The sequence below is a fragment of the Pseudomonas sp. D1-1 genome, assembly GCF_051132225.1.
GTDB lineage: Bacteria > Pseudomonadota > Gammaproteobacteria > Pseudomonadales > Pseudomonadaceae > Aquipseudomonas.
Map to the genome: position 1 here is coordinate 4,319,839 of NZ_CP071676.1, position 12,545 is coordinate 4,332,383.

A 12,545-nucleotide genomic window follows, 5' to 3' on the forward strand; every position below is an offset into this window, starting at 1 on the left:
AGGGCCGGGCTTAGATCGGGCGTTTTTTACTCACATAAATAAACGGCAACCACTTACCCGACGGGTCGACCGCATCCAGCACAGCGCTGTACTGCCTATGACTGTAGCTTGCCCTGCGCGTTCGGTTTTTTTGCCTCGTCGAATGCCAGATACAAAAACGCCCCGCATGAGCGAGGCGTTTTCATCAAGACAGGCGCAATTACTTGGCTGCGCCTTCTTTTGCCGGATCCTTGATTGCCAGCAGTTCCAGGTCGAATACCAGGACCGAGTTGGCAGGGATCGCCGGGCTCGGGCTCTGGGCGCCGTAGGCCAGGTCGCTCGGGATGTACAGCTTGTACTTCTCGCCGACGTGCATCAATTGCAGGCCTTCGACCCAACCCGGGATCACACCGCTGACCGGCAGGTCAATCGGGCTGCCACGCTCCACGGAGCTGTCGAACACAGTGCCGTTGGTCAGCTTGCCGGTGTAGTGAACGGTCACCACGTCGGTCGGCTTAGGCTGCGCGCCGCTGGCCTTCTTGACCACTTCGTACTGCAGGCCGGAAGCGGTGGTGGTAACGCCGGCCTTCTTGCCGTTTTCCTCAAGGAATTTCTTGCCGGCGGCTGCCGACTCTTCACTCATCTTGGCCATGCGCTCTTCGGCACGTTTTTGCAGCGCGGCAAAGGCTTCGACCAGTTCTTCGTCTTTCAGCTTCTGTTCTTTCTTGCCGACGGCATCTTCGATGCCCTGGGCGACTGCCTTGGAGTCCAGGTCATCCATACCTTCCTGAGCCAGGCTTTTGCCCATGTTCAGGCCGATACCGTAGGAAGCTTTCTGCGCCGGGGTTTTCAGCTCTACGCTGGTCTGCGAGTCACAACCCGCGAGTACCAGGCCAACCAGGGCTACCGCCGCCGCCAACCGATGCTGTTTCATGCTATTTCCTTGTTCATGCGCCTAAAGGGCAATCGAGTAAAGCCGCGAGCTTATCAGGCGGCCACGACCAATGGCTACCGGCATGTGAGCCACAAAGCGATGATAAGTTCAGGTCGGCAAACGCTTTTTGATCCTCGGCAGATGAAGCATCTGTCATCTGTTTCAGACACGGCCAGATCGGCCGCTACTCGTAGCGCGGGGTAATGGCCACTTGCCGGCCAAGCGGCGCTGAGGCATAAGGGCATATTAAAAAAACAAGGACGTAAACCGTGCGCCTCCTCTCTCGCCTTTTATTGCTGATCCTCACGCTGGCCATCGTGGTCGTGGCCGTGGTGCTTTATTACGTGGCCAACCCGCGCCTGCCGGCCTACACGCCTGTCCAACAGGTGCACTACCTGGACCAATGGAGCGCCGCCGAGCGACAGACTTACTATTTCACGCCTCAGGGCACTCAGGTCAAAGGCCTGCGTTACGAGTGGTTCACCGCGCTTGAATTGCCGTTCTCGCAACAGCGCTTCGCTTCGCCGGAATACCTGGCGCGCTTCGGTTTTCTGGTCGATCCTGCGCAGAAAGCCACGCCACTGAACCCCGGCAACTTACCGGTGGGCTTCACCCGACACCAGAACGCCGGCAGTAACGAGCAATACCTCGACATTACCTGCGCCGCCTGCCACACCGGCGAATTGCATTTCAAGGGCCAGGCGATCCGGATCGATGGCGGCTCGGCCCAACACGTATTGCCATCGACTGTTCCGACATTGCGCGGCGGCAGTTTCGGACAGGCACTGGTGGCAAGTCTCGCCTCGACTTACTACAACCCATGGAAATTCGAACGCTTCGCCCGCCAGGTGCTGGGCAATGACTATGACGCTCGCCATGAAGAGTTGCGCAAGGCCTTCAAGGTTTCCCTGAATGCGTTCCTGCGCACCGCCTGGAACGACACCCATCGCGGTCTCTATCCCACCGAGGAAGGCCCGGGCCGTACCGACGCCTTTGGCCGTATCGCCAATGCCAGCTTTGGCGATGCCATTTCGGCAGAAAACTACCGGGTCGCCAACGCACCGGTGGATTACCCACAGTTGTGGGAAATGTGGACGTTCGACTGGGTACAGTGGAACGGTTCGGCGCAGCAGCCGATGGCCCGCAACGTCGGCGAGGCGCTGGGGGTTGGCGCCACGTTGAGTTTCTTCGATGCCCAGGGCAAGCCGCTGCAAGGCGATGCGCGCTATCCTTCCAGCGTGCGGGTGCGCGACCTGAACAAGATCGAAGAGACCTTGCAACTGCTCAAGCCACCCGTATGGCCGGAAGCGTTGCTGGGTTCGATTGACAAGCCCCTGGCGGCAAAGGGCAAGGCGTTGTTCGAAGAAAACTGCGCCGGCTGCCATGTGCCCAAAGTCGTCCAGGGCCCTGACCGGCCGGTGCAACAGTTGCATATGCTGTCAGTGAAGGTGATCGGCACGGACCCGGGCACCGCGAACAATATTGCCGATCACCGTTTCAACCTGACCAGCCTGCAATGGGACCCGGCCGAACTGGCGAAGCTGGAAGTGCAACTGCACCCTGCCCCGACAGAGCCGCTGGACCTCAGCCAGATCTCGGTCGCCAAGGGGCTGGCCTACGTCACCGCATTCGTCGAAAACCGCGCTTACCGGGATGCCGGCGTCACGCCGGTGGAACGTCCGGCGCTGGACGGTTTCGGGCTGCCCATCGGCGTCCGTGAATTACGCGCCTACAAGGCCCGGCCATTGGCCGGCGTGTGGGCAACACCGCCGTTCCTGCACAACGGCTCGGTGCCGACGATCTATGAGTTGCTGTCGCCGCAGGCCGAGCGGGCGACCACCTTCTATAAGGGCAGCTTCGAATACGACCCGCGGCACCTGGGCTATCGCACCGAAGCGTTTGCCAATGCCTTCCTGTTCGACACTCGCATCACTGGCAACCATAACAGCGGCCATGAATTCCGCGCCGGCGAACGGGGCAATGGGGTCATTGGCCGTTTGCTGCAGCCGCAGGAGCGCTGGGCGTTGCTGGAGTACTTGAAGGTGCTGGGCGGACCGCTGGAGTCGCAACTGTGATGATCAATCTTTCAGGTAAAAGGATTGCACCATGCTCATAAAGCTCTGGCTGCGCCTCGGCGCCTTTCTGGGCAAGACGCTCCTCTGGCTGCTGGGCATCGGCCTGCTCGGCTGGGCCCTGGCCACGGCCTGGTTCGCCTGGCAACACAGTGGGCCGGTCGCGGACAAGGAGCAGATACCGCCCGGTGAAAGCGCCATGACCCAGGACATCATCCAGACCGCCATCCGCATCGTCGACCAGCACCGCGAAGGCACGCGCTACCTGCGCGATGCCCATGCCAAGGCCCACGGCTGCGTGATGGCCGAAGTCCAGGTGCCCGGCGATCTGCCGGCACCGTTGCGCCAGGGCGTATTCGCCGAACCGGGCAAGACCTGGCAGGCGACGATCCGCCTGTCCAACGGCAACGCTTATCCACAGTTCGACAGCCTGCGCGATGCACGAGGGATGGCCATCAAGCTGCTGGATGTGCCCGGCAAGCAATTGCTCGCGGACCGGCAATCGCAGGGCGAGCAGGACTTCGTGATGTTCAATCATCCGAACTTCTTTGTCAGCGATGTCGCCGAATACCGTCAGAACGTGGCGGCCCAGGCTGACGGAAAAAAGGCGATGGCTTTCTTTCCGAGCCTGGACCCACGCAGCTGGCAGATCCGTCATCTGTTCATCGCCCTGGCGACACTCTCCCCGCCTCCGGCGAGCCCGACCCAGACCACTTATTTCTCGGTATCGCCGTACAAGTTCGGCGCGGCCAATGCCAAGTTTCGCGTCGCGCCGGATCCGGACAACTGCCCAGCCTACACCCTGCCCAAGCAGAACCAGAACCTGCCGAATTTCTTGCGCAGCGCACTGACTCAACAGTTATCCACAGACCGCGTGCCAGCCTGTTTTGTGCTGCAGATCCAGCGTCAGGACCCGGGCAAATACATGCCGATCGAAGACACCAGTATCGAGTGGCGGGAAAGCGATGCGCCATTCGAGACGGTGGCGCGAATCAAGGTGCCGGCCCAGGATTTCGATACGCCCAAGCTGAACCTGGCTTGCGACAACCTGTCGTTCAACCCGTGGTTTGGGCTCGAGGCACATCGGCCTATTGGCGGTATCAACCGTTTGCGTAAAGCGGTGTATGAGGCGGTCAGCGATTATCGGCATAGTCGGAATGCTGAGCAGTAGGTGGTGGTGGGTGTGGTGTGGTGTGGTGTGTATATCCGTTTCTGCGGTAACGGCTGCTTATGGTTTCGCCCTTACGGCGAGTCACTTTCAAAAAGCGTGAAAGTAACCAAAGCGCTTTTGCCCCACCACTCGGTGCCTCGCTAAGGCTCGGCATGCCCGCACTCCGGCATTGCTCCGTGGGCCCGCCGCGAAGGGCCGTCCCTGGCCCAGCGCGGCTATCCCGGCATCCATGCCGGGATGCCCACTGCACAATGCCTGCGTTCGGCCATCGTGGTTAACGGGGCGCCCGAGATCAACGTCCACCGCGAGGCGGCCTTCGAGCCGACCTGGTTTGGTTGACCGTGTTCATCCTGTGGGAGCGAGCCTGCTCGCGAAAGCGGTGTCATGGTCGAATGAAGACGCTGGATGTGCCGGCCTCTTCGCGAGCAGGCTCGCTCCCACAGTTGGATCGGAGTACGACCGGGAGAGCCAGGTCGGCTTTAAGGCCGCCTCGCGGTGGACAGTGGTGGGGCAAAAGCGTTTTGCTTACTTTTACGCTTCATAAAAGTGAGTCGCTGTAAAAGCGAAACCGCCAGCGGCCATTACCGCAGAAACGGATATACACACCACACTGAGAAAGACAGATATCGAAAGCAAAAAAAACGGCGCCTTCCCTCTCTTAAAGGAAAAGCGCCGCTTCTGGCGGGTACCTGGCGTTCAGCGTTCCAGATACCAAATATGGCGCAGCGGACGGGACTCGAACCCGCGACCCCCGGCGTGACAGGCCGGTATTCTAACCGACTGAACTACCGCTGCGCGTAACATTGAAAGTTTGGTGGGTGATGACGGGATCGAACCGCCGACATTCTGCTTGTAAGGCAGACGCTCTCCCGGCTGAGCTAATCACCCTGCACTTTCGATGCGGGGCGCATTCTCTCACAGTTTTTTATAACGTGCTGATTTAATTGATAAATCCAGCAAAAAAATGTGATTCACGCGCACCACGGAAACTCCAGACAGCAAAAAGCCCGCGTTAGCGGGCTTTCTGTGGTGACCTGGCGTTCAGTGTTCCAGGTACCGAATATGGCGCAGCGGACGGGACTCGAACCCGCGACCCCCGGCGTGACAGGCCGGTATTCTAACCGACTGAACTACCGCTGCGCATAACACTTTAAGCGAATGGTGGGTGATGACGGGATCGAACCGCCGACATTCTGCTTGTAAGGCAGACGCTCTCCCGGCTGAGCTAATCACCCTTCGCTTTCGGTGTGGCGCGCATTCTACGGAGCACTTCCTAAGCTGGCAAGCACTTTTTAATTTAATTTTTTCAGGCCTTCCAAAGGCTTAGCGAAGGGTTGGCCTATGGCGCCGCGAAGAGAATAATGCCCCCCTTTGTATAAAGGAGAGACTCACCCCATGTGGTTCAAGAACCTGCTTATCTATCGCCTGACCCAAGATCTGCCTGTTGATGCCGAGGCGTTGGAAACTGCACTGGCGAGCAAACTGGCACGCCCCTGTGCAAGCCAGGAGTTGACCACTTACGGTTTCGTCGCGCCGTTTGGCAAAGGTGAAGACGCGCCCCTGGTGCATGTCAGCCAGGACTTTTTGCTGATTGCCGCACGCAAGGAAGAACGCATCCTGCCGGGCAGCGTCGTCCGTGACGCGGTCAAGGAAAAGGTCGAAGAGATCGAAGCCGAGCAGATGCGCAAGGTCTATAAAAAGGAACGCGACCAGATCAAGGATGAAATCATCCAGGCCTTCCTGCCTCGCGCCTTCATTCGCCGTTCGTCCACGTTCGCCGCGATCGCGCCGAAACAGGGCCTGATCCTGGTCAACTCGGCCAGCCCGAAACGCGCCGAAGACCTGCTTTCGACCCTGCGCGAAGTCATCGGCACGCTGCCGGTACGCCCGCTGACAGTGAAGACGGCCCCGACCGCGATCATGACCGACTGGGTCAAGACCCAGAAAGCCGCAGACGATTTCTTCGTGCTGGACGAATGCGAACTGCGCGATACCCATGAAGATGGCGGCATCGTCCGTTGCAAGCGCCAGGACCTGACCAGCGACGAAATCCAGCTGCACCTGAACACCGGCAAGGTGGTGACGCAACTGTCGCTGGCCTGGCAAGACAAGCTGTCTTTCGTGCTCGACGACAAAATGGTGGTCAAGCGCCTGAAGTTCGAAGACCTGCTGCAAGACCAGGCGGAACAGGACGGCGGCGACGAAGCCCTCGGCCAACTGGACGCCAGCTTCACCCTGATGATGCTGACGTTCGGCGAGTTCCTGCCGGCGCTGGTTGAAGCGCTGGGTGGTGAAGAGATTCCGCAAGGGATCTAAAAGTAGCGGATAGCCCTTGTGGGAGCGAGCCTGCTCGCGAAAGCGGTATGACAGCCACAGCGATGTTGACTGACACCCCGCTTTCGCGAGCAGGCTCGCTCCCACACGGGTATCCGGTGTTCTTGATAACAACAAGGATCAGATCATGCGTGCACTGGCTGCATTGAGCCGCTTCGTCGGCAATACGTTCGCTTACTGGGTGTTGCTGTTCGCCGTCGTGGCGTTCTTTCTGCCGACCTGGTTCATCGGCCTCAAAAGCGCCATTGTGCCGCTGCTGGGGCTGGTGATGTTCGGCATGGGCCTGGCACTGAAGCTGGAAGACTTTGCCGAAGTGGCTCGTCGCCCTGGACGGGTGGCCCTGGGCGTGATTGCCCAGTTCGTGATCATGCCGGGGACAGCATGGCTGCTTTGCCAGGTTTTCAGCCTGCCGCCGGAAATCGCCGTCGGCGTGATTCTGGTGGGTTGCTGCCCGAGCGGCACGTCCTCCAACGTGATGACCTGGCTCGCCCGCGGCGACCTGGCCTTGGCCGTAGCGATATCCGCCATCACCACCCTGCTTGCCCCGCTGCTGACCCCGACGCTTATCTGGCTGCTGGCTTCGGCCTGGCTGCCGGTGTCGTTCTCGGCATTGTTCTGGTCGATACTGCAAATTGTGTTGCTGCCCATCGCACTGGGTATCGTTGCCCAACGTTTGTTGGGTGCGCGGGTCCGTCATGCCGTAGAGGTGCTGCCGCTGGTATCGGTGGTCAGTATCGTGATCATCGTTGCGGCGGTGGTGGCAGCCAGCCAAGCGAAGATCGCTGAGTCCGGCCTGCTGATCATGGCGATCGTGATCCTGCATAACAGCTTCGGCTACTTGCTGGGGTATTTCACCGGTCGGCTTTTCGGGCTGCCGTTGGCCCAACGCAAGACGTTGTCGCTGGAAGTCGGCATGCAGAACTCCGGCCTCGGTGCGGCATTGGCCAGCGCACACTTTTCGCCGCTGGCGGCAGTGCCCAGCGCGCTGTTCAGCGTCTGGCACAACATTTCCGGCGCCCTGCTCTCGACCTGGTTCCGGCGCATGAGCGAAAAGCAGGACCGCGAAGAACTCGCCCGACAAACCGCGGACTGACCGGCGGACTTGACCGAATAGTCAGCATTGGGCACTCTTGCGCCCAATGCGGGGACGACCCCGCAACGCCATGAAGTTTTTATCCGGGGACGACCCCATCCATCGATGAGGTGTGTGATGTCCTGGATCATTCTGTTTTTCGCCGGCCTGTTCGAAGTCGGCTGGGCTGTCGGCCTGAAGTACACCGACGGCTTCAGCCGCCCGCTCCCTACCGCACTGACAATCGCCGCCATGGCGATCAGCCTCGGCCTGCTCGGCCTGGCGATGAAGGAGTTGCCGCTGGGCACCGCCTATGCCATCTGGACCGGGGTCGGTGCCGTCGGCACGGTGATCGCCGGGATCATCCTGTTTGGCGAGTCGATGGCACTGATTCGCCTGGCCAGCGTTGCGCTGATCATAGCCGGGCTGGTCGGGCTAAAGGTCAGCGCTTAAGCCACTACACCTTCGCGAGCAGGCTCGCTCCCACATTCGACCGCATTCACTCGGTCAAGGGTGGGAGCGAGCCTGCTCGCGAAGAGGCCCACAAGATCACCTGTTATCTGACCGCCCCGCGCAACTCTCCGACCAACGCCTGCAACTTCGCCGGCTCCGCCGCCTCGACCGCCACCGCCGTCCCCGCCACCAGCGTCACCCGCGACCAGAACCGCCGAAACAGCCCCTTGCTCGGATCACGGCTGAAAAAGCTGCCCCACAAGCCCTGCAATGCCAAGGGAATCACCGGCACCGGGGTTTCTTGAAGGATGCGCGTCAGCCCGCTCTTGAACTCGTTGATCTCACCGTCGGCGGTCAACTTTCCTTCAGGGAAGATGCACACCAGCTCACCGTCCTTCAGGTATTGGGCGATGCGGCTGAAGGCTTTTTCATAGATGTGGATATCCTCCTGGCGCCCGGCAATCGGAATGGTCCCGGCGGTGCGGAAGATAAAGTTCAGGATCGGCAGGTTGTAGATTTTGTAGTACATGACAAAACGAATCGGCCGACGCACCGCGCCACCAATCAGCAAGGCATCGACAAACGATACGTGATTGCACACCAGCAACGCTGCTCCCTCATCCGGGATCGCTTGCAGGTTGCGATGCTCCACGCGGTACATGGAATGGCTGAGCAGCCAGATCATGAAACGCATGCTGAACTCGGGGACGATCTTGAAAATGTAGGCGTTGACGCCGATGTTCAGCAGCGACACCACCAGGAACAGCTGCGGGATCGACAGCTTGGCCAGGCTCAGCAGGACGATGGAAACGATCGCCGAGACCACCATGAACAAGGCGTTGAGGATGTTGTTGGCGGCGATCACTCGCGCCCGCTCGTTTTCAACGGTGCGCGACTGGATCAATGCATACAGCGGCACGATGTAGAAACCGCCAAAGATACCCAGCCCGAGGATATCGATCAGCACCAGCCAGGCGTGGCCGAAACCCAGAATTTGCAGCCAGCCGTGGCCGTCGACGCTGGCGGGGATTCCACCGGAATGCCACCACAACAGCAAGCCGAACACCGTCAGCCCGAACGAACCGAACGGCACCAGGCCGATCTCCACTTTGCGCCCCGAGAGCCTTTCGCAGAGCATCGAGCCCAGGGCGATCCCCACCGAAAACACCGTCAGGATCAGCGTCACGACGGTTTCGTCGCCGTGCATCCATTCCTTGGCATAGGCCGGGATCTGGGTGAGATAGATCGCGCCGACAAACCAGAACCAGGAATTGCCGACAATCGAGCGGGACACCGCCGGGGTCTGCCCGAGGCCCAGCTTCAGGGTCGCCCAGGACTGGCTGAAGATGTTCCAGTTCAAACGCATCTGCGGCGAAGCGGCCGCCGCCCGTGGAATGCCGCGGCTGGCCAGGTAACCGGCCACGGCAATGCCGACAATCGCCACCGAGACCACGGGCGCGTAATTGGCCGAGGACATCATGATCCCGGCGCCGATGGTGCCGGCGAGGATCGCCAGGAACGTCCCCATCTCCACCAGGCCGTTGCCGCCGACCAGCTCATCCTCGCGCAGGGCTTGCGGCAGGATCGAATATTTCACCGGCCCGAACAGCGCCGAGTGCGTGCCCATGGCGAACAGCGCCACCAGCATCAGCCACAGATGATCGAACAGGAAACCCACCGCGCCGACCGCCATGATCGCGATTTCGCCAAGCTTGATCAGGCGAATCAACGCATCCTTGGCGAATTTTTCGCCGAACTGGCCCGCCAGCGCCGAGAACAGGAAGAACGGCAGGATGAACAGCAGCGCGCACAGATTGACCCAGATCGAGCGATCACCCTCGATGGTCAATTTATAGAGGATGGCGAGGATCAGCGACTGCTTGAAGATATTGTCGTTGAACGCGCCGAGGGACTGTGTGATGAAGAACGGCAGGAAACGCCGCGTGCGAAGCAAGGTGAACTGCGAGGGGTGACTCATCTTCCATGTTCCTGAGTGGCTTGGACGCTTATTGGAATGACGCTTTTTCGATCCAGGCCACACATTACCTGTCTTTGACGATTATTTCCCCAGCCCCGCAATACAAGGCGACACGAACAACTCACCGTGCCAGGCGCCCAGCACCGTGCGCCGAGCGACGATCAGCCACATCACCGCCAGCACCACCACCAATGCGCAACCCAGCAGGTTGAAAAATACCAGCCCCAGCACGCTCGCCAGTTTCAGCGTGGTCAGTGCGTACACGCCCAAGGGAAAGGTAAAACCCCACCAGCCGAGATTGAACGGGATGCCTTCGCGCAGATAGCGCCCGGTGATCAACAGCGCCATCAACATCCACCACAAACCCAAGCCCCACAGGGTGATGCCGGCCACCAGCCCCAGCCCCGAGGCAACCTCGCCCACGCCCGGCAAGCCATTGGCGGCGAAAATCAGCGGTGCCTCGCCACCCAGCAGCAACATGCCCAAGGCGCCCGTGCCGATGGGGCCGAGGGCCAGCCAGCTCGAGGCGGCCATGTTTTCATGCGGCAGTTTGTGCAGGGCCATGCGCAGCAGCAGGATGGTCAGAATGCTGAACGCCACCGGTAGCGAAAATGCCCACAGCACGTAGCTGGTGACCAACATGACCAATTGCGCATGGGCGTCGCCAAGGTGTGGCGCCAGTAGCCCGCCACTGGCAGCGGCCACCTCGGCGGCCACTACGGGCAACAGCCACACGGCGGTCATCTGGTCGATGCGGTGCTCCTGGCGGGTGAACATCAGGAACGGAATAAGCACGCCGCAGGCCAGCGACATCACCACGTCGATCCACCACAACACTTCTGCCACCGCCACCACGCCATCCCCCCAGCGCGGCAACCCGAACACCAGAAAGCCGTTGATGATCGTCGCCAGGCCCATGGGAATGGTGCCGAAAAACATCGAGACCGTCGAATGGCCGAAAACTCGCCGGGCCTCGTTGAAAAAAAGCATCCAGCGAGCGCCGTACAGCCCGGTGAATAGTGCAAACAGGAAAATGTTGAACAACCACAGCCCTTCAGCAAATGCGTGCAATCCGGCATTGCCGCCTGGCACTTGCGCCAGGGCCAATGCCAGCACGCCAGTCCCCATGGTGGCGGCGAACCAGTTCGGGGTGAATTGTCGGACGGCCTCCAAGGGTCCGGCCAAGTGGCTCAGCGGGCGTAAACGGTTTTTCGCAGCGCAGCAAGTCATGGTCAATCCTCGTTATCGGATGAGGTAAAGCCATGCTAGAACTGAAAAGAATATCTATATAACGGGTAATTTCTCTATATCTATTCTGTTTTACAGATAAGCGCTCACGACCCCACCCCCTCCGCCAGCGGTTTTGCAGGCTGGCGCAGCAAGCCCGCCAGCGCACCGACTGCCATCACAATCAGCACGACGCCGTAGCCATCGGTGGTCGGAATCAGTCCGAAAATACGCGTGAGGTTTCCCGCCAGCAACGAAGGCAGGCTGAAGGCCAGGTAACTGAGCACGTAGAACGCCGACATCAGGCCGGCCCGTTCGTGGGGCAAGGCCAGCGGCATGATGCTGCGCAGGGCGCCGAGGAATCCCGCGCCAAAACCGCTGCCAGTGATCAAGGTGCCAATGAAAAACCACGGCAGACTGGCCGTGTGTACGGCGGTCAATACCAGGCCCAGGCCGAGCACCAATAGGCTGGCGCCAAGCCGCAGCATCGTTCTTGCCGCCCGGTTACGCAGCGTGTAGATCGACAAGGCACCACTGAGGGTGAGCACAGCCACCAGCGCGCCGCCAATCAGGTTCGATGTCGAACCGGTCGCGGCCCGCACCAGTGACGGCGCGAGGGACAAATAGAATCCCCCGACCGCCCAAGCCGCCAGGTCCAGAGGCAATATCAGCCACAAGGCGCGCCGGGCCTGGACAGGTACGTGCAAAGTCGGGCGCAACGATCGCCAGGCCCCGGGCTGCGGGCTGACGCTTTCCGCCAGGCGCCACAGGTAAATCGCCTGGAGGAGAAACAATGCCAGCAGCAGCCAATACGTCAATTGCAGCGGCATCGGCGCGAACTCAGCCAGCAGGCCGCAGCCCATCGCGCCACACGCCATGCCGAGCAATGGCGCCACGCTGGTGATCAGCGGCCCCTGCTGACGATCGAAGTCCAGCAACGCCGCCCCCAATACACTGGTGGCCATTCCGGTGGCAAAACCTTGAATCAAACGCGCACCGATCAACCAGGCGACGCTGTCGGCGTTGATAAACAGCAGCATCGCCAGCATGTTGAGCAGCAATGCCGCAAAGATCACTGGCTTGCGACCGAGGTAATCCGACAGCGAACCGACGACCAGCAAAGCCGCCAGCAGACTGAACGCGTACACGCCGAAGATCAGTGTCAGGATCGCCGGGGAAAACTGCATATGTTCCTGATAGAGGTGATACAACGGCGTCGGCGCGCTGGACGCCGCCAGGAAGCCGAGCAAGGTGAGCGCCAGAAATATCAGGCTGGCGCGGGTCGAAGCTGGACGAGACATGGGCACGCTCCACAAGGCATTCAC

General features: G+C 60.5%; 9 protein-coding genes and 4 tRNA genes. 5 read left to right on the forward strand and 8 right to left on the reverse strand.

Annotation, left to right across the window (positions count from 1 at the left end; all coding sequences use genetic code 11):
- Nucleotides 1-199 precede the first annotated feature (199 nt).
- Nucleotides 200-913, reverse strand: coding sequence for an FKBP-type peptidyl-prolyl cis-trans isomerase (locus tag J3P86_RS19290; protein WP_305499483.1), 714 nt, complete (start codon nt 911-913; stop codon nt 200-202).
- Nucleotides 914-1,182: 269 nt separating this feature from the next.
- On the opposite strand from J3P86_RS19290, the gene J3P86_RS19295 reads away from it, so the two are divergent.
- Nucleotides 1,183-2,988 carry a di-heme-cytochrome C peroxidase gene (locus tag J3P86_RS19295; RefSeq protein WP_434698649.1) on the forward strand — a complete coding sequence of 602 codons (1,806 nt, stop codon included), beginning with the start codon at nt 1,183-1,185 and terminating at the stop codon, nt 2,986-2,988.
- 31 nt (nt 2,989-3,019) lie between these two features.
- Nucleotides 3,020-4,156: a catalase family protein gene (locus J3P86_RS19300; protein WP_434629101.1), complete on the forward strand. Its 1,137-nt coding sequence runs from the start codon at nt 3,020-3,022 to the stop codon at nt 4,154-4,156.
- A 718-nt stretch (nt 4,157-4,874) separates the two neighbouring features.
- On the opposite strand, the gene J3P86_RS19305 is transcribed toward J3P86_RS19300, so the two are convergent.
- From J3P86_RS19305 to J3P86_RS19320, 4 genes are all read right to left on the reverse strand, one after another.
- A tRNA-Asp gene (locus tag J3P86_RS19305) sits at nt 4,875-4,951 on the reverse strand.
- A gap of 17 nt (nt 4,952-4,968) precedes the next feature.
- Nucleotides 4,969-5,044, reverse strand: a tRNA-Val gene (locus J3P86_RS19310).
- A 175-nt stretch (nt 5,045-5,219) separates the two neighbouring features.
- Nucleotides 5,220-5,296 (reverse strand) — tRNA-Asp (locus tag J3P86_RS19315).
- Between the two features lie 19 nt (nt 5,297-5,315).
- Nucleotides 5,316-5,391 (reverse strand) — tRNA-Val (locus J3P86_RS19320).
- A gap of 160 nt (nt 5,392-5,551) precedes the next feature.
- Here J3P86_RS19320 and rdgC point away from each other — a divergent pair.
- The 3 genes from rdgC (at nt 5,552) to sugE (ending at nt 8,015) form a co-directional block, all read left to right on the forward strand.
- Complete coding sequence (gene rdgC, locus J3P86_RS19325; protein ID WP_305499478.1) at nt 5,552-6,472, forward strand: recombination-associated protein RdgC; 921 nt, start codon at nt 5,552-5,554, stop codon at nt 6,470-6,472.
- A 145-nt stretch (nt 6,473-6,617) separates the two neighbouring features.
- Nucleotides 6,618-7,583, forward strand: coding sequence for a bile acid:sodium symporter family protein (locus tag J3P86_RS19330; protein WP_434601534.1), 966 nt, complete (start codon nt 6,618-6,620; stop codon nt 7,581-7,583).
- A 117-nt stretch (nt 7,584-7,700) separates the two neighbouring features.
- Nucleotides 7,701-8,015 (forward strand): quaternary ammonium compound efflux SMR transporter SugE, encoded by a 315-nt coding sequence (gene sugE / locus J3P86_RS19335; RefSeq protein ID WP_305499474.1) that lies wholly within the window; start codon nt 7,701-7,703, stop codon nt 8,013-8,015.
- A 103-nt stretch (nt 8,016-8,118) separates the two neighbouring features.
- On the opposite strand, the gene J3P86_RS19340 is transcribed toward sugE, so the two are convergent.
- From J3P86_RS19340 to J3P86_RS19350, 3 genes are all read right to left on the reverse strand, one after another.
- Complete coding sequence (locus J3P86_RS19340; RefSeq protein ID WP_434572475.1) at nt 8,119-9,993, reverse strand: MFS transporter; 1,875 nt, start codon at nt 9,991-9,993, stop codon at nt 8,119-8,121.
- 81 nt (nt 9,994-10,074) lie between these two features.
- Nucleotides 10,075-11,223, reverse strand: a complete 1,149-nt coding sequence (locus J3P86_RS19345; RefSeq protein WP_434698650.1) for a TDT family transporter — start codon at nt 11,221-11,223, stop codon at nt 10,075-10,077.
- A 104-nt stretch (nt 11,224-11,327) separates the two neighbouring features.
- Nucleotides 11,328-12,521: an MFS transporter gene (locus J3P86_RS19350; protein ID WP_434629094.1), complete on the reverse strand. Its 1,194-nt coding sequence runs from the start codon at nt 12,519-12,521 to the stop codon at nt 11,328-11,330.
- Nucleotides 12,522-12,545 lie beyond the last annotated feature (24 nt).